The following is a 21,297-nucleotide window of genomic DNA, read 5'->3' on the forward strand; positions in this document are numbered from 1 at the left end:
TATTTCGCGTCAACAGTATGGCATCTGTCAATTCAAAGGTAGCGTCTTTAGCTCTGCCTAAATGTTTGTAGGCTGCTTGACGGAATTCTTCTAATCTGGCAAGTTTCATATTGGCAGGTGAGTAATGGTAGTTCTTTTCTCACTTTCTGCCTTCATGGGGACTGTATTCAATCAGACACCCCTTTTTTCTTGCTTATTATCTGATAATGATAATCGAATAGGGGCGGGGGTGGAGAGAAACGAGCGTAGCTCGTTTCTCTCCACCATTTTCATGATTATCATTATTGTATTATTTTCTTTGCAAGTATACTACACAAAAAATGTTCAAGGTCGCGGATGCTTTGAGGCTGACAAGATAATATTTTTAACCTCTAATTCCATTTGGTTTGCGTTCTCTCATATCGCTTTTAGTCTAAACTCCAGTGCCAATCCTCATTTGCTAAATTTTTCCAAACAGTAAAACTTTCTGGCTCCTCACTTTTTTTGATATATTTCACCGTTTCAAAATCTCTTTGCGTCGAATAGATACACTTGCTTTTACTAATTCTGGTTCATCTTGTCCAATAATATCAGCAATTTCCTGAGATAATTGCCTAGCACCATCAAGATTGCCTTCATCAATGAGTCTAAATAACTCATGTAAACGATCTTTAATTTCTTGTGGACGTGCTGGAACACCCATGAGGTCTTCTAATATCCGATTACTATCTCTCCCAAAGGAACTTTCTGGTCTTTTAGCAACAACACCTTCGTCTGTTTTTTCTAGAATATAAATTCCTTCCGGCTTGACTTGGCTAATTACTTGAGGTGAATGGGTGGTGACAATAAATTGGCAATTGGGGAATGTTCTTGTCAACGCCGGAATAATTTCTCGTTGCCATTTAGGGTGTAGGTGGAGTTCAATTTCATCAATTAAAACAACGCCACTACCTTGGAGTGGATCTGGTAAACTAGGGTTAGCGATCGCTAATCGTCTTGCTAAATCTCCAACCATAGCCAGCAAACATTTTTCCCCATCAGATAGTTGATTAATTATGAACTCTTGACCTTGTTTTTGCACAGTCATTCGCAGAGGAGAACGCCGCACCCGTAAATTTGAGAAATAGGGAATTAATGAATAAATAGCTTGTCTTGCTGCTTCTAGTTGCTGGCTTCTATAACTTGAAGTGTCTCGCCTTTTTTCATTTTCTAAATCTTCTAACGTTCTAAACCATTGAAAGAAGGTACTGAAGCTGATTTGTATACCATTTAATGCCTGTTCATAAGCATCTATCTGTTCAAATGAATAATCTTTTGAAATATCGAGAGATATATCAATAACTGCACGATTTACTCGATAATAAACTGCTAGAGGTAAATTAGTTTCAGGATTTGTTTGCCATTGATTATGAATCTCTTCAACAACTGTTTTTAATTCGTGCTGATAGTTATTGAGATTTTTACTGTTTCCTTTAAGAGTATTTTTTAGAAACCAATTCACTGATAAAGAATTGAGTAAAACTTGAATTTCGTTGTATGTTTCCTCGCATCCATTTGTAATATCTTGTTCGCTAAAATCACGAATTTTACTGTTTTGTTCTCCGAAATATCTTGATTGACTGCTATTATCAGAGTATAAATTAACGTTACCGTAAATATATCCTTGAATATTGATTTGACTTCCCGAAATATTTATACTCTGGTTTGCAGGTGTAAATTTATCCTGATCCGATGCAATCCTACCTATAAGCTGTGATAAAAGAATAGCTAGACAATCAATAATACTTGATTTACCCACGCCGTTGATGCCAATAAATACAGTTGGTTCAGCCTCATGGAAATCAAGGGTCAAATCGCCGATTCCACGGAAGGATTGCATTTTCAAGCGCTTGACTTTCATAATAATTACGCTGATTTTAACTGAATAATACCTTTATCAAAAACGCGATTATCAGTAGCGATCGCACTTGTTTCTATTCTATCTTTATACACCTTCATACACAAATTTTTGTTGTTAAGAAATGCAATCGCGTATCTTCAAAATCAGTTCGGTGAAAGTCAAGGCTACGTTAGTAGACCTTCAGCTTGAAAAATTTGTTCAGCGGTTAAATTTAACTCTGGGAAAGTAGGCGATACGATAAAATCGCTACCTCTAAATTGAGTAACTTGGTACTCACCATCGATTAATTGATAGATGGATATAGTCGGCAGTTTGGGATTGCCAATAAACTTTCTAGCGCCACAAGCCGCGTAATCTATAATCCAATATTCAGGAATGCCTATAGCTTCATAATCAGCTAATTTTTTGTAGTAATCATCCCGCCAATTAGTACTAACAACTTCAATAACCAATGGAATAGATGCAGCTTGAGATACAGTGGATTTCTTTTTCCATAAAGGCTCATTCAATAAATTTGGTCGATTGATTATTAATATGTCTGGTGAATAAGCTGATTCGCCTTCAAGTGGTTTTACTAATACAGTTTTTGGAATGTAATAAGGTAAATTTAGACGCTTGATATCAAAAGATATTTCTAGTGCCAAAAAACCCACAATATCTTCATGATCTCCGACTGTTTGTGCCATTTCAACAATCACGCCATCATGTAATTCGTATCTTCCGCCCTCGGGTCGCCACGCTGCAAAATCTTCAAAAGTTACTAGTTTGGGTATAGCTTGAGTCACGTCGCTTCGCTCCGAATTCAAAATTCAAAGTTCAAAATTAATGATCCCCGAACTCTAGCGTCAAATCGCCGATTTCAGGGAAGGATTACATTTTTAATCGCTTGACTTTCATAATAATTACGCTGATTTCAACTGAATAATACCTTGATCAAAAATGCGATTATCAGTAGCGATCGCACTTATTTCTATTCTATCTTTATACACCTCATAAGAGGCAAAACTTAAGTCACTAGTAGAATACCCTGTCCACTCAGAACGCCCTACAGGACGATTACCAGCACCCGCGCCACAAATTAAGTAAGTTGTACCATCAATTGCACGAGTGCGCTCATAACTATGTTCGTGACCATTGATGTAAAGTTGAACGCCGTATTTTTGAAATAGAGGAGTGAAAGTTTTAATAAAATCTGGATTACTCCCATACTGACCCGATGAATAAATCGGATGATGACCAAACACTACTTTCCAAGGAGCATTACTAATACTTAATTCTTTTTCTAACCAACTTAGCTGGTTTTCCCAATCAGCATTACTGTTAGTATCTAAAGCAAAAAATTGTACAGTTCCCCGGCGAAATGTATAGTAACGTCCCTTCATATTAAAGCCGACATATTTAACTTGTGGATCGCCATTGGCAGTACGAATATCGTGATTACCTAAACAAGCTTGAAATTTTACACCCTGCTTCAGCAAAGGTTGATAGGGACGCTCAAAAACTTCATTAATTTTCTCAATTTCGCCGTTATTGTAAATGTTGTCTCCAGCCAAAACGACTAAATCATAAGGATTTTGTTTGTGATATGCATTCATCGCTCCAGCCACGGCATACTGTCCCTTAGCCCCAGTCCCCGTATCTGCAACAGACACAAAACGTAATAACAAGTCTTTTTTGGCTGGGTTGGCGGCTATAGCTGTTGTTGAATCGCTAATATCAGCACTTTGATGATTTTGATGAGCTAATATCCAGCCTAAAAATCCTGCACCAATAGTGCTGAGGCTACTTAAAAATAGAAATTGACGGCGTTTCAGGTTCATAATTCACCAAATTTAATAAATAGTCAGTTTAGCGGAAAACTTTGAGCAATGAAGTGATACATTAAGGCAAAAGAAGGCAGCACCAGTAATAATGTACGTTGTTTGTCTTTGATTCGCTGCTTTTGGTGAAAGTTCCATGTCACAAGACAATCAGTCAAAACCGACGGATGAGCAGATAACTCAACCTCCCCAAAAACCTTACCAGAGAGTTCAGCCATTTTGGAAGGCTAAAATTATCCAACTTCTCCAAGGAACGATTGGGGTTTTAGAAGTAACGGTAGAAAAACTGGAGACAGCACCCCCACCTGGTACTGAGGAAAAACCTGGTTTTTTTCAGCAGCTTCAGTTGTGGTGGGGTGGACTGTTAAGGACAATCCGCTTGTTTTTACCATCAAATTTGTCAACAAAGTTATCAGATACAGTTTTGACGGGAATTGTTACTGGAATTGCTGTAATTCTCGTTTGGGCGACTACAACTGTTCTTACTGCTAAACCGACTCAAGTAGCAACAGTTCCACCAGTTGAAGAGGTTCCGATACCGACACCAACGATAACTACTCCACCTGAGTCAGTCGCACCAGAACCACAGCCGCCAGAAGTACAGATTACGCCACCAACGCCGGAACTAGAACCAGAACCAATTCCTACGCCAACGCCAACACCGACACCGACACCAATCGTAGAATTGACACCAGAACAAGCCTTAATTGCGGCTATTGAAAATCAGGTAGCCGAAATTAGCGATCGCATTGCCTCTGGTCTGATAAAGTCAATTCAAGCCAACTTTCGCACGAGTAATCTTACAGTCAAAATTAGTGATGATTGGTACACTCTCAAGGAATCTCAGCAGGACAAACTAGCTGCTGAGATATTACAACGCTCTCAAGAACTTGATTTTACCCATTTAGAAATTATCGACTCCCAAAATAGGCTGATAGCACGTAACCCAGTTGTTGGTACTGAGATAGTAATTTTTAAACGGCAAACAGCAAGTTAAAATAATTTGTAATCCGTAATTTAGACGTTTAACTTTAAGTATTTATGTTAGACAATGTTTTGCTGTTGCTGAAAGCTTGTAAAAACTTAAACATTAACTATGAAATTATTCATCCGGCTGAAAACTTAGTAAAAATAAAACTGAATAATCAACACCATTATTTTTGTAATTATAGTACTCCGATAATAAATCAAGCAGTAGCACAAATTATCAAAGATAAGGAATACACTTACCATATTTTAAATAAAAAAGTTAAACTTCCTCGGACAGTAGGTTTTCTTTCCCCTTTTTGTGACCTCCAATATAAGATTTACTTAAAATTTCCAAGCTTTCAAGATATTATATTAGAAATCAAAGAAAACTTTGAAACACCTGTAATTGTTAAACGAAATTCTGGTTCGAGTGGACATAATGTATTTTTATGCCAGAATACAGATGAAGTTGAAACTGCTTTACAAGAGATTTTTAATATCAATGATAAAAAGTATGATTACGTTGCGATCGCTCAAGAGTTCATTAACATAAAGTCTGAATATCGAGCCGTTTTTTTAAATAAAGAGTTAGTTTTACTCTATGAAAAAGATATAACTGATGCAAAATTTATAGGTAATCTCAGTCCTCTCCACTGGGATGGTGCAAAAGCCAAGTATATCAACGATCAACAGATATTGTCAGAGATTGCTGATTTCGCCAGACCAATTTTTGAAGAATTAGACATTGATTATGGTGGTTTGGATATCGTCTTAGACCGAGATAATCAATATTGGTTAATTGAAATCAACTCTCATCCAAATTATACCATTTTCACTAGAGACAATGGAGAAGAGCCTGTATTGAGAATTTTTGAAAAAATGCTCATTAGCCTAGCCTCAAAATAAAAAATTCAGTATCCTAACTATCAATACTTCTCGGTTAAGAATATTCATAGGTTGGGTTGAGGCTTTGCAAAACCCTTCATTTTGCAGGGTTTGTTAGGTTTCGTTCCTCAAACAACCTTGAATTGTAGATTTTTATTTCAATCCAAAATCTAAAATCCAAAATCGAATGACTTTTAACTCATCACTCTCATTGCCTGAGTTGGTATCCACACAGTAAAAATTGAGCCAATACTTACAGTTGATTCTACTTCAATTCGACCTCGATGGAGTTCTACGAGTTGTTTAGTTAAAGCTAATCCAATTCCAGTACCTTCGTAGCGGCGGCGATAGGGTGTATCGAGTTGCTGAAATTTCTCAAATAGTAATGGTAACTGTTCTTCGCGTATACCAATCCCGGTATCTTCCACTTGAAAAATAGCGGTATCATCTTCCACCCAAAGACGTAAGGTAACGCTACCACTTTCGGGGGTGAATTTAATCGCATTAGTTAACAGATTCCAGAGAATTTGTTCTACTCGTTTTGCATCGGCGGTAAAGCGATCGCGCCTGGGATCGATTTGCAAATCAAGTATAAGATTAATTTGTTCGCTTGTTGCTTTTTTTCGCAGTGATTCTACAGCATTTTCCGCAACATTCACCAAAGAAAATTCTGAAATATTTAAAGCTGTCTTCCCAGCCTCAATTTGCGATAAATCGAGGATGTCATTAATCATTTCTAATAAATGTTCTCCACTGTCGTGGATTGTTTGCAAATAACCCCGTTGTCGTTGACTCAATTCACCCAAAGGCCAGCGTAATAACGTCGAAGACATCCCAATCACATAAGTTAAAGGTGTGAGCAATTCATGACTGATAGTAGCGAGAAACTCACTTCTGAGACGGTTAGCAGCTTCGGCGGCGAGGAGAGCATCACGGAGAGCCATTGTACGCTCAATCACTCGTTGTTCGAGATTTTCTTTTTCCTGGGTGAGGGTTTGCATTAACTCAGCTTGGTGAATAGCGATCGCTAATTGTTCTGCGATCGCAATCAGCAAGTTTTTTTCGCTATCATTCCATCTGTGGGGGCGATCGCACTGATGAGCAATCAGCAATCCCCACAGTTTATCCTCAAATATAATCGGTGCAGCAAACTTAGCCCTAACTTGGCATTCCCTTAAAAAATTCAACAAACACTCTTCCAGAGCATAAGTTTTTTCGACATCATCCACAGCTAAGGTAAAGCCTTGGCGATACTTCTCCCGGCATTGAGAGGTTCGGATAAAGCAATTTTCTTCTGTGTAATTCAATACCGAGCTAATCGCATCTGTAGCACGGGATTCATAGACAATATAACCTCCATACTTTTGGCAGTCTCCTAGTAGAGGTTGATTATTTTCTGATATAAAAGGCGAGTGTTGATCGTTGTTCTCATGTATATAAAAATAGATTTCGTTAGGTTCCCTAACTGATAGTTCCATACCAGTTGCCAGTGCAGTTTCATTGAAGGGAATAGTGTCAGATTGGTATGATTGAGTATTTACTTGCGAACCTGCAAATTTATAAATTACTAATCTGTCTAATTCTAGAAACTCACGCACCTGTGTAATCGCCGTTGCCATAATTACAGGCAAATCCAGGCTTTTGCGGATCTGTGTTGTTACCTGATTTAATAGCCGCTCTTGTGAAATTTGTTTTTTTAAAGCATCTTCCACTGGCTGACAGATATAAACTTCCGGATTAATCGGACTTGGAGGTGCTATTATTTCTTGGTTTGGCTGAGTTAGGAGATATTCTAATAGCAACAGCGTAAATTGACTTTGGAGCGTAGCATCATTGGGTCTAATAATTTGGCAACAGCGTTCGAGATTTTGCTGAGTATAAGAATTGCACTCAAACAAATCTCTCAATTCGTAGACAAAAGAAGCGATCGCCTCTAAATTAAACGTCAAATTAGCATTGAGTGCCAATTCCTGAGTGGGTAGTTCATCTCCCTCATCCCCCTCATCCCCCTCAAAGGTTCCTACCAAGAGCGCACTAAACTGCTCAGAAACCACTAATGTAAACCTTTGCCTTTGCCACTCCACAGGTATGCAAATTCGCACCAACATAGCTTCTGTCATTACCAGAGCAGCACTTCCCACAGTTTGAGCCATCTGTTCCAACAACTCCCCAAGCTGATTAAATACAACAATAGGCAAGGTTCGAGAAAAGCTCAAATCAGGAGAACTAAGCATTTTCAATCATTTTGGTGAGAGGGGGCTGAATAAAGGGAAAAAAGTTTCTTTTGATTATGTACTAACCAACACGTTAAAACAGTAAGACAATATTATGCATCGTATAAGTAGCACATCGGGTGGATGGAATCAGTCAGAGGGTTTAATTTTTTTAGAACAAACTCCAGCGCCTTTTGTCTTGATTACGGCTGCTGATACCGACATTCAAACCTTGGCAGCTGCGGTTCCCAAATTACCTATAAGCTTTCCGGCATTAAGAGTCGCCAACCTGTTGCAGTTGCAGCAACAATTAAGCATAGATACTTATGGAGAGCAAGTTTTAGAATTTGCCCAAGTAGTTATTTTGCGCTTGTTAGGAGGACGCTCTTATTGGGGTTATGGCTTAGAAGTAGTGCAAGAAATTGTGCAACGTAATGGTAGAACCCTCATTGTAATGCCAGGGGATGACGCTTTTGATCCCGATTTAATTTCCCAGTCTACCGTGCCCTTGGCTATTGTTAACCAAATATTGCAGTATTTTAGCGAAGGCGGCGTGGAAAATTTCGTTAATGCTCTGCAATTTATCTCCGATAGTTGCTTATCAACTGCATACAATCCTGCGCCACCTCAACCGATTCCGCGTGTGGGATTGTATGAATGGGGAGTGGGGACTGGGGAGTGGGGACTGGGGGAGCAGGGGAGCAGGGGGGCAGAGGGGCAGGGGAGCAGGGGGGCAGAGGGGCAGGGGAGCAGGGGGGCAGAGGGGCAGGGGAGCAGGGGGGCAGAGGGGCAGGGGAGCAGGGGAGAGTTAGAACTGGATTCATCCACCTCGGAACTGGGTTCATCCACCTTGGAACTGGATTCATCCACCTCGGAACTGGGTTCATCCACCTTGGAATTGGAACTGGATTCATCCACCTCAGAATCTCAAATCTCTCAATCCTCAATCCCCAGTCCCCAGTCCCCAATCCCCAATCCCCAATCCCCAATCCCCAAAATCGGCATCCTTTTCTACCGTGCCCATTATTTAGCAGGAAATACTAAGGTAATTGATGCTTTATGCGAAGCTTTGGTACAGAAAAATTTACAACCAGTGCCAGTGTTTGTTTCTTCATTGCGTGAACCCGATGTGCAAGTTGAGTTGAGTGAATTTTTTCAACCCAAAGAAGCGGAATCAATAGCTGTGCTGCTAAATACCACCAGTTTTTCTTTAGCACGCTTGGAAAGCGAAACACCCCAAACCGAACTGTGGCAAAAATTAGATGTGCCTGTGTTGCAAGTGATCCTCAGTGGCGGATCAATTGAGCAGTGGGAGTCACAGTTTCAAGGGCTTTCTCCCCGCGATATTGGGATGAATGTGGCGCTACCAGAAGTAGATGGGCGGATTATTACTCGTGCTGTCTCTTTTAAAGCATTACAAACTCGTAATCCTCATTTAGAGACAGATGTGGTAATTTATGAACCAGTGAGCGATCGCATTGAGTTCGTTGCTAAACTAGCAGCAAATTGGGCGCGTCTACGTTCCAAGCCACCCCAAGAACGGCGAATTGCCCTAATTCTGGCAAACTACCCCAACCGCAATGGCCGCCTCGCCAATGGTGTGGGACTCGACACCCCAGCTAGTTGTGTAGAAATCCTGCAAGCTTTACATCTGGCTGGGTATGAAGTAGAAAATCCACCCACTCAAGGAGATGAGTTGATTCAACGGCTGACAGATGGTGTAACAAATGATCCGGAAGGTCGAGAATGGCTTCCAGTACACCAAAGCGTCTCTTGGGAAGAATATCAAGAATATTTCGCTTCATTACCCCCAGCAGTTCACCAAGGTATTAGTGAAAGGTGGGGAATGGGGGCTGGGGACTGGGGGCTAGGGCATGGGAAGAAGGGAGATGAGGGAGATGAGGGAGATGAGGGAGACAAGGGCAATAACCCATACCCAATGCCCAATGCCCAATGCCCAATCCCCAGTCCCCAATGCCCAATCCCTGTTCCCGGAATTCAACTCGGCAACATTTTTGTGGGAATTCAGCCAGCAAGGGGTTATGATAATGACCCCAGTTTGAATTATCATGCACCAGATTTAGAACCAACCCATGCTTATTTAGCTTTCTACTATTGGGTTAGAGAATGTTTTGGTGCTGATGCTGTAGTTCATGTGGGAAAACACGGAAATTTAGAATGGCTACCGGGTAAAAGTGTGGCTTTATCGAGTAATTGTTATCCAGAAGTAGCTTTTGGCGCACTTCCCCACCTGTACCCGTTTATTGTCAATGATCCTGGTGAAGGTTCCCAAGCCAAACGTCGCGCTCAAGCTGTGATTATAGATCATCTAACGCCGCCGATGACTCGTGCAGAACTCTACGGTTCTTTGCAACAGTTAGAAAATTTAATTGATGAGTATTATGAAGCCGACAGTTTAGATCCTTCGCGTTTGCCAGTGATTCGCGATCGCATCCGCGAACTGGTGATCAAAGAAAATCTCCATCTAGATTTAGGAATCCAAAATGAAACAGAAATTTTTAATTCTGTTAGCGCAGCGTTAGCGAGTCCGCGAGCGTCATCTTTAATTTTGAATTCCATCGGTGGCTATCTGTGTGAATTGAAAGAAGCCCAAATCCGCGATGGCTTGCATATTTTTGGGCAATGTCCCCAAGGACGGCAATTGAGGGATTTAATAGTAGCGATCGCTCGCATCCCCAATCGCCATTCTTCAGGCATTACCCGCGCCATAGCTCAAGACTGGGGACTAGATTTCGATCCCCTCACAGCAGATTTGTCAATGACTAGCGGTGAATACTCAATAGTCAATGGCACAGAATGCCGTACCCTCGGTGATATTGTCGAAGTCCTAGAAGAACACGCCGCCCTCTTAGTAGAACAACTAATAAATCAGGACTCAGAATTCAGAATTCAGAATTTAGAAATCAGGAATCAGGAATCTTGTAGAGACGCGATGAATCGCGTCTCTCCCCCCAGCACAGACGCGATTCATCGTGTCTCTACCTGGATACGCGATCGCCTCCTCCCAGCCTTACAAAAAACCCCCGAAGAAATCACCCATTTATTACACGGACTCGATGGCGGATATGTCCCCAGCGCTCCATCTGGCGCACCCACACGCGGCCGCCCCGAAGTTCTACCAACAGGGAGAAACTTTTATTCTGTCGATATTCGCGCCATTCCCACAGAGACAGCTTGGGATATCGGTAGAAAAGCTGCTGAAACCCTCGTTGAATATTACACTCAAGAACATGGCGAATATCCCAAAACACTAGGCTTATCAATGTGGGGAACAGCCACCATGAGAACAGGCGGTGATGATATAGCCGAAGCCTTGGCTTTACTCGGAGTCCAACCTGTATGGGATGGTGCAGCACGGCGAGTAGTAGATTTTGAAATTTTGCCCCTAGCGATTTTGGGGCGTCCCCGTGTAGATGTCACCTTGCGAATTTCGGGATTCTTCCGGGATGCTTTTCCCAACTTAATTGACTTATTCGATCAAGCCGTGTCAGCAGTAGCAGACTTAGATGAACCGCCAGAACAAAATCCCCTCGCCGATGCAGTTCGCCAAGAGACTGATTTGTGGACAAGCCAAGGATTAACTTTAGAACAAGCTGCGGTGCGATCGCGCTATCGCATCTTTGGTTCTCGTCCAGGTGCTTACGGCGCCGGACTCCAAGGTTTAATCGAATCGCAAAACTGGACAGACGACCAAGATTTAGCCCGCGCCTACATTAACTGGAGTTCTTACGCCTACTCTTCGGGAGTAGGGGGAGGGGAGCAGAGGAGCAGAGGAGCAGAGGAGCAGAGGAGCAGAGGGGGAGAAATTCTTCCTAATTCCCAATCCCCAATGCCCACTCCTAACTCCTCACTCCTAACTTCTAACTCCTCACTCCTAACTCCTAACTCCCCACTCCTAACTCCTAACTCCCCACTCCCCTCTCCCGAAGCCTTCAAACAACGCTTATCCCAAATGCAAGTTGTCCTGCACAATCAAGATAACCGCGAACACGACCTACTCGATTCTGATGATTATTACCAATTTCAGGGTGGCTTAACAGCAGCGGTGCGTTCTCTACAGGGAAAAAATCCCCAAACTTATTTTGGAGATAATTCTATACCCGCCCAACCACGCGTTCGCCAACTGAAAGAAGAAATTGCACGGGTGTATCGTTCTCGCGTAGTTAATCCCAAGTGGATTGCAGGAGTTATGCGCCACGGATACAAAGGAGCCTTTGAAATGGCGGCGACAGTCGATTATCTCTTCGCCTACGATGCAACAGCTAAATGTGTTGAAGATTACATGTATCAAGGCATAGTAGAAGCTTATTTACTCGATCCAGTTGTTGTAGAATTTATCCAGGAAAAGAACCCTTATGCTCTGCGTGATATTGCTGAAAAATTATTAGAAGCACATCAGCGCAATTTGTGGGAGGATGTAAATATAGGAACATTAGAAGCTTTGAGGAACCTAGTACATCAAGCTGAAGCAGTTATCGAAGAAAAATCAATGGTGTAGGAAACAAATATGGAAAATCTTGCGTATTTGCACCTAGCTTTCGCCTACGAAGACAGCACACCCAGTGAATTGGTATCCCTCAGTTCTTTGTTTAACAAAGCAGCTGCGCCAGACTGGAAAAGGCTTTCTGGTAGGGCTTGGAAGTATATGTTGCCCCTTGCTCTGTCTTTATCTATTCTTGGTGCTGTTAGTAGTGTCATGGCACTAGAAAAAGGCGATCAAGGTCCTTCTGTCAGAAATCTACAACAAAAGTTAAAAACAGCAGGTTTTTACCAAGCTTCTGTTAGCCAAGTATATGACGTATCCACACAAGAAGCTGTGCGGCGCTTCCAAAAGGCCGCTGGTTTACCAGTGGATGGCATTGTTGGAGCAAGCACCCTGCAAAAATTAGAAAGCTGGCAAGCCAAAAAGTCCACAGTTGTGGCAACTACACAAACTAAAAAAACTACTGCTGTAAGTGAACAGGCTAAAAAGCCTAGCACTACTAGTTCAGCTAGTTCAGCTACCAGCAAACGCCGCAATCCCAACTACCTTGCGAAGGGGGATGAAGGTGAAGATGTGAGAGCTTTGCAAGAACGGTTAAGAGTTGCAGGCTTTTATTACGGAAACGCCACAGGAATATTTGGCCCAATTACTGAAGAATCTGTCAAGCGGTTCCAAGATTCTTACAAATTAAGCGTTGATGGAATTGCAGGCCCAGCAACATTACGTAAATTGCCAGGAATTGGCATTGGTGATGGCGAAGAGGCTCCTAAAAAGGTAGTCAATCGAGATAAACTTCGTGTAGGCGATCGCGGTGAGCCAGTTAGAATCCTTCAAGAACAATTGATCCAAGCAGGATATTTAGAGGGAGAGCCAAATGGCTACTATGGCCCCTTTACTGCCGATGCTGTAAAGAGATTTCAGACTGCTAACTACTTGAGTGCAAGTGGCGTTGCTGGCCCAACTACGCGAGCTAAGTTATATAGCTCAGTTAATACTACTAGCAAAAGCGAATTTAATACCCTAGAAATCCAAACGCGACTACGAGAGCGGGGTTTTTATAAAGGCAAGCTGAACGGTGTGATGGCAGATGACACCAAAAAAGCGATTAAACAAGCCCAGGAATTCTACGGCATTAGCCTAAAGGATCTTAAGAGCGGACGCTTTTAACATCCGCTTTGGTGTCGTTAGTATCAGTCTCCAACTGGTTGCTTGCCTCCAGTAACAGCAAATTACAAACTGCTCAAAATTCCATTTATTTGGTTAATTTGAGTAGTTTCGTCTTATTTATCCACCCAAGTGCTAAAGCGGCATCAGCGCCCGTTGGCACTTGGGACACACTGCATGAATGGTCATTTGACAGTCAAGCAGGTGGAAACCTTCTTTTTGAGCGGTTTTTGACCCAATTTTTAAAATTGAGTCGTTTTTAAACTCAATAGTTGAGTTGCATCTAACACAAATTAAGTGATGGTGATGATGAGGATAAGGCTGGTTGATCTCATAATGCTTATGTCCCTCGCCCAATTCTAGTTCCCGTAAAATTCCCATCCTGGCCATCAACTTCAAACTTCGATAAATAGTTGATAGGCTGATCCCTTTGCCATCAGTTTCTAGCCGATGATAAAGATCCTCCGCACTCAGATGTTCACCTTGCGGAAGTTCTTGAAAAATGTGTAAAATTGTTTCGCGCTGGGGAGTTAAACGCCAGCCTCGTTCGTTCAGTTCTGCCTTGAGTGAAGTAGTTGTGTAGACAGTCATACTAATATTTCTCAACAAAGCTTGTTAGTTGAGAATATAACAAATCTTGGGAGCAATTTGCAACAATCATTGCCTATTGAGAATTCTTACTAAATATTTAAGAACAATTCATCAAATCTTGAGCAAAATTCAAGTAATAAGCTGTAATGCATTTAATTTGCATACAGCTAATAGTTAGGATACTTGTAATCATTGCATCCCTTGACTTTGAATTCTGCATAAGTTAAATTTGAATTGTTTAGTTGCTCCCCACCTTCAAGATATCTGAGCAAAGATTTGGGGAGAACTCCTGTACAATTTAATGCTAATTATTTGCTGTAAGCCTATAAAAAGCTTTTAACCTGGGAATCAAATCAGCTTTTTGTCCCTAGTCATTTGTCAAGTGTAGTTTTCTAATGACAAATGACTAATGACAAATTACTAACTTAGAGACTCCAAATAGTCGCGGATGAGGTTGCGACGCTTGGGTTGACGTAGCTTTTGCAAAGCCTTAGATTCAATTTGCCGAACTCGTTCGCGCGATAAGTCAAGAGCGCGGCCAATTTCTGCCAAAGAATAAGGATGACCATCTGCCAAACCAAAGCGCATCAAAATTACATCGCGCTCCCGGCTAGTCAAATCTGACAGAAGATGATGCAAATCTCTTTGTAAAGATTCTCGCATTAACATCTCTTCTGGAGTTACACTGTCAGTTTCGAGTAATTCGCCTAACTCAGTGTCTTTATCCTTACCTACCTTGGTTTCCAAAGAAACGGAGCGAGGTACCCGCAACAAAACTTCTCGGACTTGAGTCGGTGTCATCTCTAACTCAGTTGCTAAATCTTCTAGAGTTGGAGTGCGACCTTTTTCTTGAGCAATTTTGCGTTGAGCCTTTTTGATTTTGTTTAACTTTTCGGTAATATGAACTGGTAGGCGAATCGTGCGACTAGAAGTAGCGATCGCCCGTGTAATACCCTGACGAATCCACCAATAAGCATAGGTACTGAAGCGATAACCCTTAGTTGGGTCAAATTTTTCTACAGCTCGCTCCAAACCTAATGTACCTTCTTGGACTAAATCCAACAATTCCAAACCACGATTTTGATACTTCTTGGCAACAGACACAACTAAGCGAAGATTCGCCTTAATCATGTGTTCTTTTGCTTGGAGTCCTTGGGATTGAACTTGTTCCAACTCTTCTACTGTCAACTTGGCGATTTCAGCCCAGCGACGTTTGCCATCTGCCAAAGTCGGTCTGAGATCGGATAAGATTATGTCAGCAGTGGCAGCCCATCTTTCTAAAGATGGCCGATGTCCCAGTTCGGAAGTAAGACGTTCTTGAACTTCAATTAACCGAAGATAAGGTGTAATTACTTCATCCCCTTGCTTGGCGGCGTTAGCAAGTACTATTCGCATCCGCAAGTAGCGTTGGACTTTTTGAGCTTCTGAAACCTCTTCATCCCGCCCTAACAAGCGAACCCGACCAATTTCCTGAAGATATAGACGTACTAGGTCTGTACTCCGACGGTTAGTATTAGCAGCAAAGTTAGCATTGTCAACAGAAGCCATCTCTAGCTCCTGTAGGTCATCTACCGATAACTCACTGTCATCAACCGTGAGATCCGAGTCCAAAGCCTGGCGGGACTTTTTGGTGTTGTAGGGGGCATCTGCATAAAAAGATGTTGCTGGCATAAAGATCGTCTCAATGGCTCCAGGTAACAATAGATTTCGGTCAGCTTAGATTACGGTCAGCTATTCAACTGTTGCTATTGTTCCCGTGAATCACGATGAACTAACATGGTTGAAGGTTCCATTACAATTTTTTTAGAAATTGACTGTAATGGTTTTATTAGATACAGGATTACTGAACTTAATCGGCTGCTAAATTTTTGATTCAACCAATAGCTATTTAAATCCACAGCTTGGCTTTCAATATTTCAACTACTTAGTTAATATTTCAACCTTGATGGTTTTTGATAGTAACTTTTGGAACACAGTATAAACATCCTTCGGTGAATGTCATCTTTATAATTGGCATAGTCACATTTACATGGCGACAAAAGTAATATCCTGACGATTTAGCAATTTTTTCTCAGGATTATTCAGGTATAAGTAGAACTAATAGATATCGGGGCAGTGATTAGCATTAACGGCAAAAATTCTCTCGACACGGAGATAAAAAACGCGGGGAAGTTATTAAATACTCTCTCAGTGCCGTGCTAATCCGTCAATTTCAACAAGAATCGGCCGGAATCTCATCACTTGTCGGGTTTTAGGGGAAAGGGGAAAGAAAAAACCTTTAACCTTTTCCCCAAACCCAATTCTGAGTTAAAAATGCACAAAGCGAGCAGTATTGCATTCCAACTGTATTCAATACTGCGTAGGTTTTGAAGGTGGTGAAACCCAACATTTCTGGGGCTTTGTGGGGTTGCGCTTTGCTTAATCCAACCTACAATTTTTCACAAAGCCAAGCGTACTGCTTTTGATGAATCGATCCTCTAGTAGTTGTACTCTGGCTTGATATCTCGCAGCATCAGTTCATCAAGTGCTTGTCGGGGTGTGATTTCGCCTTGAAGTAACCGATAAACTTGCTCAGTAATTGGGACTGTGATGTTTTGTTGCTTGGCTCGTTGCATCAAAACCTGGCAAGTGTTTACTCCTTCAGCAGTTCCTTGTAGATTTGCGAGAGTTTCTGTAAGTGACTTACCACCAGCTAGCTGATAGCCGACTTGGTAATTGCGACTTAAGGGACTATTGCACGTTGCTAACAAATCTCCTAGACCCGATAAACCATAAAATGTTTCCGTCTTTGCACCCCAGTTGTTGCCGATGCGAACCATTTCTGTAAGTCCACGGGTGACTAAAGCAGCTTTAGCATTGGTTCCCAGTTGTAAACCATCGCATACACCAGCTGCGATCGCAATCACATTTTTCAGTGTTCCCCCCAGTTCCACCCCCAAGGGGTCGGGATTGGTGTATACCCGAAAACGATGGGAAGAAAATACTAACTGCACTACTTCCGCAGCCGTGGGAATATTACTAGCTACCACGGTGGCTGCTGGTAATTCCATTTGAATTTCTTTTGATAAATTAGGCCCAGACAAAACAACCACTGCATGGTTAGGGAATATTGTTTGCCAAATTTGTGAGGGTGTGCAGGTGGTTTGGGGATCTAAGCCTTTCGTCGCCGTCACAAAAATTGCCTCTGGAGAAAGGGGGAAAGACTGGACTTGGGAAGCAACATCTCTCACACCAATCATTGAGATAGCGGACAGGACTATTTCGACATCTTTTAAAACTGCTTGGAGAGTTTGGGAACCTTGACGCGACCACACGCGCACCTGATGACCATTTGCTGCGGCGAGATTTGCTAAAGATGCACCCCAAGCACCTGCACCAAGAATTGCAACGGAAAGTTTTGTGTTGGAGTACATCTGCTCACTCATAACTCCTAATTCCTAACTCCTAACTTTTGAGCGGGGGTAACGTTCCATTAATTCTCTAACTTGTTCAGCATGGTATGAGCTTCTTGTCAATGGTGAGGAAACAACTTGTAAAAATCCGATTTCTTCGCCCAATGCCTTCCAAGCAGCAAATTGTTCTGGGTTGACAAATTCATTTACTTGCAAATGTTTTTGACTGGGTTGGAGGTATTGGCCAATGGTCAAAATGTCGCAATCCACAGTTCGCAAGTCTTGCATGACTTGGCGGATTTCGGCATCAGTTTCACCGAGTCCAACCATGATGCCAGATTTAGTGTAGGTGCTAGGAGAAACTTGGCGAGTGCGTTGCAATAATTCTAATGTGCGATCGTAGTTTCCTTGGGGACGCACCCGGCGATACAGGCGTGGGACAGTTTCGGTATTGTGGTTTAATACCTCTGGTGCCGCTTGTAGAATCAACTCTAGAGCATTCCAATTACCGCATAAATCAGGAATGAGCACCTCAATTGTGGTGTTGGGTGAAACAGAGCGAACCGCATCAATACACGCCACAAACTGAGATGCACCACCATCAAGCAAGTCATCTCGGTTTACAGAAGTGATTACTACATGATTAAGGTTCAGGCGGCGAACAGCTTGGGCCAGTCGTGTAGGTTCCGTGGGGTCTAGTGGTTTAGGTTTTTTCTCAAAATCAATATCGCAGTAGGGACAAGCGCGTGTACAAGCCGGGCCCATAATCAAAAACGTGGCAGTCCCAGCGTTGAAGCATTCACCAATATTCGGACAGGACGCTTCCTCGCAAACTGTATTGAGGGCTAAATCCCGCAAAATTTCTTTAACGTTACCGATGCGCTCACGCCCAGGTGCTTTCACCCGCAACCAGTCTGGTTTTACAGTCACAATCCGCTTTTACCACTAGAGTTATACAAATTCAATCGTAGCAAGCAAAGCCTTGGATGAAGTGATCATATATAGATGTAATTCTGATATTTAGCACAGGTTGTGATATTCTTATATTTACAATGCCATTTTTATGGCGGGATGTGGCGCAGCTTGGTAGCGCACTTCGTTCGGGACGAAGGGGCCGCTGGTTCGAATCCAGTCATCCCGATTTTACATGTCGAATAACTAATTATTTGTCGTCGTTAACAAATTAATGTCGTGATTAACGAATTAATATCGCTGTTAATTCCGTAGGTTTTGCGATCGCATGGCTCAACTAGACTTTGTAATCCCTCCACTCTCAACTTAGCCTCTGCCGAGAGTTCAGTAACAATTACATTGTTTTCTTTTGCGTCTGCACTCTCCGAAATTTTATCAACCTGATCGATCGTGCAAAAGCAAAGATTCATCAACCTGATTGGAGTTTGGAGTTTCACCCATAAACAAACTTCATAGCTTGAAACTAATTGATTAGGCAGTACAGCAAGTCTCTCTAAGAAAAGCCAAGTTTACAGATTTAGCTTGCATCAAAATTAAGCCGGAATAGGAGTATAACTTCGCAAGTAGAGAGAAACAATAAGACACTAGTACATATATGGCAGATTATGAGTAGCGTCTTCCAGACTAACTAGGGCGGTTATTCACACCGGGAGTTTTTAGGATAATTTGTCAAAATTAAAGATAACTGGAGGTTCAAAATATGAAATTTTCAATCCAATCACTTTACACCTGGTATCGTAATTTGCTTCGTAATCCCAAGTACCGTTGGTGGGTAATTTTAGGAACGCTAGTCTATTTGGTTAGCCCAATTGATATTGCGCCAGATTTTATACCCGTTGTGGGACAGATTGATGATGTTTTTCTTTTGACCCTGCTAGTTAGTGAGGTGTCTGGGCTAGTAATTGAGGGCTGGAAAGCTCGTAAGGGTGAGGTGGGTGCTGAAGTACCTACTAATACTACTGAGGGTTCTACCTCCACTGCAAGCACCATTGATGTTGATGCTGTTTCTGTTAAGTAGTTTTAACAAAACCCCTGCTTTTGGAATCTGAGGTGGGGGATATTTTTTTTAATGTAGATGCGCTTTGCGTTCCCGCAGGGTAGGAACTCAGAGTTTAAAAATCTTTCACAAATTCCGTCAAGAACCTGAATGCCTTCAAAATATAATTGGCGCAACCTCTAGAGAGGTGTTGTAAAATGATCGCCACGCACTGCCTTATCCTCATCATAGCGATCGCTATGATGAGGATAATTTTTTAGCCATGCTAATCGCACTGCATGACCGATCAACCTATTCTTGCAACAATAGTAATTAAAGTGTTTTCAAAAAAACCTACAATACGCCATACATCTACCCTGAACTTTAAGAAACTATGCTTACCCAAGATAAAAAACAACGCAATTGGAAACCCATTATCAAAGCATTCGAGGCTGTCCTTGGCAAAAATGGTGTGGTGCAACGCCGAGAAGAACTCATTACCTATGAATGCGATGGTTTAACTGGCTACCGCCAACGTCCGGCTGTGGTGGTGTTACCTAGAACTACAGAACAAGTTGCCCAAATAGTCAAGATATGCAATCAATATTCTATACCCTTCGTCGCACGCGGCTCTGGCACTGGTCTATCTGGCGGCGCTTTGCCAGTGAAAGACTCTGTTTTAATTGTCACCTCGTTAATGCGGCAAATCCTCAGTATTGATTTAGAAAATCAACGGACAGTTGTACAACCAGGGGTGATTAATAGTTGGGTAACACAAGCTGTTAGTGGTGCTGGATTTTACTACGCTCCTGACCCTTCCAGTCAAATTATCTGCTCTATTGGGGGTAACATTGCCGAAAATTCTGGTGGGGTACATTGTCTTAAATATGGCGTCACCACTAACCATGTTTTGGGATTAAAAATTGTCACGCCGGAAGGTGAAATTATCGATTTAGGCGGACAAATCCCAGAAATGCCTGGTTACGATTTAACAGGTGTATTTGTTGGTTCTGAAGGCACTTTAGGAATTGCCACAGAAATTACTTTGCGAATTCTCAAAAGTGCAGAATCAATTTGTGTGCTGTTGGCAGATTTTACTAGCATTGAAGCTGCTGGAGCAACTGTTTCTGACATCATCAGCGCCGGGATTATTCCGGGTGGGATGGAAATGATGGATAACTTCAGCATTAATGCAGTTGAAGATGTTGTCGCAACTAATTGTTATCCCCGCGATGCTACTGCAATTCTGCTCATAGAAATTGACGGTTTAGAAGTGGAAGTTGCAGGAAATAAGCAGCGAGTTACCGAAATTTGTAAAAAGAATGGTGCGCGGAATGTCACTTCTGCTACTGACCCAGAAACCCGATTGAAATTATGGAAAGGACGCAAAGCAGCTTTTGCTGCTGCTGGGCATTTAAGTCCAGATTATTATGTACAAGACGGTGTAATTCCCCGGACTCAGTTGCCTTATGTTTTACATGAGATTGAGGCATTAAGTAAACAATACGGTTATCGTGTTGCTAATGTATTTCATGCTGGCGATGGCAATCTTCATCCGTTAATTCTTTATGATAATTCTGTATCTGGGGCATTAGAGCAAGTAGAAGAAATGGGTGGAAAAATTCTCAAACTTTGCGTCCAAGTCGGTGGTAGTATTTCTGGCGAACATGGCATCGGTGAAGAGAAAAAGTGCTATATGCCACAGATGTTTAGCCAAGTTGATTTAGAAACTATGCAATGGGTACGGCAAGTTTTTAATCCTAAAGGGTTAGCAAATCCTGAAAAGATATTCCCTACACCACGAACTTGTGGTGAAGCTGCAAATGCATCGGCACTTAAACAATTTGAAGGTGTGGAAAGATTTTAATTTTCTGCAAAGGTTTATTTACAGAATCACTAACAGTTGCTCATCGGAATCTTTGAAAAACTCAG

General features: G+C 42.0%; 15 protein-coding genes, 1 tRNA gene and 1 pseudogene. 7 read left to right on the forward strand and 10 right to left on the reverse strand.

The genetic code is table 11. The features are described 5' to 3' along the window. Nucleotides 1–493 precede the first annotated feature (493 nt). The 3 genes from V7K67_RS18690 to V7K67_RS18700 form a co-directional block, all read right to left on the reverse strand. Complete coding sequence (locus V7K67_RS18690) at nucleotides 494–1,879, reverse strand: AAA family ATPase (RefSeq protein ID WP_335167883.1); 1,386 nt, start codon at nucleotides 1,877–1,879, stop codon at nucleotides 494–496. Nucleotides 1,880–2,043: 164 nt separating this feature from the next. Continuing rightward, a complete protein-coding gene (locus V7K67_RS18695) occupies nucleotides 2,044–2,664 on the reverse strand; it encodes a Uma2 family endonuclease (protein WP_335167885.1) in 621 nt (206 codons plus the stop codon). Between the two features lie 117 nt (nucleotides 2,665–2,781). After that, nucleotides 2,782–3,699, reverse strand: a complete 918-nt coding sequence (locus tag V7K67_RS18700; RefSeq protein WP_334730398.1) for a metallophosphoesterase family protein — start codon at nucleotides 3,697–3,699, stop codon at nucleotides 2,782–2,784. Between the two features lie 136 nt (nucleotides 3,700–3,835). Between V7K67_RS18700 and V7K67_RS18705 the strand changes: the two genes are divergently transcribed. Both V7K67_RS18705 and V7K67_RS18710 read left to right on the forward strand, forming a co-directional pair. Continuing rightward, entirely contained in the window at nucleotides 3,836–4,696 is an 861-nt protein-coding gene (locus V7K67_RS18705) for a hypothetical protein (RefSeq protein ID WP_334730397.1), read from the forward strand. Between the two features lie 44 nt (nucleotides 4,697–4,740). Next, a complete protein-coding gene (locus V7K67_RS18710; protein WP_334730396.1) occupies nucleotides 4,741–5,574 on the forward strand; it encodes an ATP-grasp domain-containing protein in 834 nt (277 codons plus the stop codon). A gap of 173 nt (nucleotides 5,575–5,747) precedes the next feature. On the opposite strand, the gene V7K67_RS18715 is transcribed toward V7K67_RS18710, so the two are convergent. After that, a complete protein-coding gene (locus V7K67_RS18715; protein WP_334730395.1) occupies nucleotides 5,748–7,787 on the reverse strand; it encodes a GAF domain-containing sensor histidine kinase in 2,040 nt (679 codons plus the stop codon). Between the two features lie 94 nt (nucleotides 7,788–7,881). Here V7K67_RS18715 and cobN point away from each other — a divergent pair, with 94 nt between their 5' ends. Together cobN and V7K67_RS18725 are read left to right on the forward strand one after the other, a co-directional pair. Next, entirely contained in the window at nucleotides 7,882–12,285 is a 4,404-nt protein-coding gene (gene cobN, locus V7K67_RS18720) for a cobaltochelatase subunit CobN (protein ID WP_335167888.1), read from the forward strand. 9 nt (nucleotides 12,286–12,294) lie between these two features. Then, on the forward strand, nucleotides 12,295–13,437 hold the full coding sequence (locus V7K67_RS18725) for a peptidoglycan-binding domain-containing protein (protein ID WP_334730393.1): 1,143 nt from the start codon (nucleotides 12,295–12,297) through the stop codon (nucleotides 13,435–13,437). A gap of 132 nt (nucleotides 13,438–13,569) precedes the next feature. Here V7K67_RS18725 and V7K67_RS18730 read toward each other — a convergent pair whose 3' ends face one another. The 4 genes from V7K67_RS18730 to lipA form a co-directional block, all read right to left on the reverse strand. After that, on the reverse strand, nucleotides 13,570–14,025 hold the full coding sequence (locus V7K67_RS18730; protein ID WP_334710252.1) for a Fur family transcriptional regulator: 456 nt from the start codon (nucleotides 14,023–14,025) through the stop codon (nucleotides 13,570–13,572). A gap of 420 nt (nucleotides 14,026–14,445) precedes the next feature. Then, nucleotides 14,446–15,696 carry an RNA polymerase sigma factor SigC gene (gene sigC / locus V7K67_RS18735; RefSeq protein WP_334710253.1) on the reverse strand — a complete coding sequence of 417 codons (1,251 nt, stop codon included), beginning with the start codon at nucleotides 15,694–15,696 and terminating at the stop codon, nucleotides 14,446–14,448. Between the two features lie 806 nt (nucleotides 15,697–16,502). Then, on the reverse strand, nucleotides 16,503–17,438 hold the full coding sequence (locus V7K67_RS18740) for an NAD(P)H-dependent glycerol-3-phosphate dehydrogenase (RefSeq protein ID WP_334730392.1): 936 nt from the start codon (nucleotides 17,436–17,438) through the stop codon (nucleotides 16,503–16,505). A 24-nt stretch (nucleotides 17,439–17,462) separates the two neighbouring features. Continuing rightward, nucleotides 17,463–18,347 (reverse strand): lipoyl synthase, encoded by an 885-nt coding sequence (gene lipA, locus V7K67_RS18745; RefSeq protein WP_334730391.1) that lies wholly within the window; start codon nucleotides 18,345–18,347, stop codon nucleotides 17,463–17,465. 137 nt (nucleotides 18,348–18,484) lie between these two features. Between lipA and V7K67_RS18750 the strand changes: the two genes are divergently transcribed. After that, a tRNA-Pro gene (locus V7K67_RS18750) sits at nucleotides 18,485–18,558 on the forward strand. A gap of 34 nt (nucleotides 18,559–18,592) precedes the next feature. Here the strand turns inward: V7K67_RS18750 and V7K67_RS18755 are convergent. Continuing rightward, on the reverse strand, nucleotides 18,593–18,826 hold the full coding sequence (locus V7K67_RS18755) for a hypothetical protein (RefSeq protein WP_334730390.1): 234 nt from the start codon (nucleotides 18,824–18,826) through the stop codon (nucleotides 18,593–18,595). A 263-nt stretch (nucleotides 18,827–19,089) separates the two neighbouring features. Here V7K67_RS18755 and V7K67_RS18760 point away from each other — a divergent pair, with 263 nt between their 5' ends. Next, on the forward strand, nucleotides 19,090–19,407 hold the full coding sequence (locus V7K67_RS18760) for a YkvA family protein (protein WP_334710258.1): 318 nt from the start codon (nucleotides 19,090–19,092) through the stop codon (nucleotides 19,405–19,407). A gap of 94 nt (nucleotides 19,408–19,501) precedes the next feature. Here V7K67_RS18760 and V7K67_RS18765 read toward each other — a convergent pair. Continuing rightward, nucleotides 19,502–19,679: pseudogene (locus V7K67_RS18765) on the reverse strand (hypothetical protein); the annotation flags it as partial. A gap of 80 nt (nucleotides 19,680–19,759) precedes the next feature. Between V7K67_RS18765 and glcD the strand changes: the two are divergent. Next, entirely contained in the window at nucleotides 19,760–21,232 is a 1,473-nt protein-coding gene (gene glcD / locus V7K67_RS18770; RefSeq protein WP_334730389.1) for a glycolate oxidase subunit GlcD, read from the forward strand. Nucleotides 21,233–21,297 lie beyond the last annotated feature (65 nt).

Origin of the sequence: Nostoc sp. (assembly GCF_036917155.1) — a bacterium.
Taxonomy (GTDB): domain Bacteria; phylum Cyanobacteriota; class Cyanobacteriia; order Cyanobacteriales; family Nostocaceae; genus Nostoc.

What these genes read in the sequence shown, in the direction of transcription:
- V7K67_RS18690 (WP_335167883.1), bottom strand. Translation starts at nt 1,879, where the DNA reads ATGAAAGTCAAGCGCTTGAAAATGCAATCCTTCCGTGGAATCGGCGAT.
- V7K67_RS18700 (WP_334730398.1), bottom strand. Translation starts at nt 3,699, where the DNA reads ATGAACCTGAAACGCCGTCAATTTCTATTTTTAAGTAGCCTCAGCACT.
- V7K67_RS18705 (WP_334730397.1), top strand. Translation starts at nt 3,836, where the DNA reads ATGTCACAAGACAATCAGTCAAAACCGACGGATGAGCAGATAACTCAA.
- V7K67_RS18710 (WP_334730396.1), top strand. Translation starts at nt 4,741, where the DNA reads ATGTTAGACAATGTTTTGCTGTTGCTGAAAGCTTGTAAAAACTTAAAC.
- V7K67_RS18715 (WP_334730395.1), bottom strand. Translation starts at nt 7,787, where the DNA reads ATGCTTAGTTCTCCTGATTTGAGCTTTTCTCGAACCTTGCCTATTGTT.
- cobN (WP_335167888.1), top strand. Translation starts at nt 7,882, where the DNA reads ATGCATCGTATAAGTAGCACATCGGGTGGATGGAATCAGTCAGAGGGT.
- V7K67_RS18725 (WP_334730393.1), top strand. Translation starts at nt 12,295, where the DNA reads ATGGAAAATCTTGCGTATTTGCACCTAGCTTTCGCCTACGAAGACAGC.
- V7K67_RS18730 (WP_334710252.1), bottom strand. Translation starts at nt 14,025, where the DNA reads ATGACTGTCTACACAACTACTTCACTCAAGGCAGAACTGAACGAACGA.
- sigC (WP_334710253.1), bottom strand. Translation starts at nt 15,696, where the DNA reads ATGCCAGCAACATCTTTTTATGCAGATGCCCCCTACAACACCAAAAAG.
- V7K67_RS18740 (WP_334730392.1), bottom strand. Translation starts at nt 17,438, where the DNA reads ATGTACTCCAACACAAAACTTTCCGTTGCAATTCTTGGTGCAGGTGCT.
- V7K67_RS18760 (WP_334710258.1), top strand. Translation starts at nt 19,090, where the DNA reads ATGAAATTTTCAATCCAATCACTTTACACCTGGTATCGTAATTTGCTT.
- glcD (WP_334730389.1), top strand. Translation starts at nt 19,760, where the DNA reads ATGCTTACCCAAGATAAAAAACAACGCAATTGGAAACCCATTATCAAA.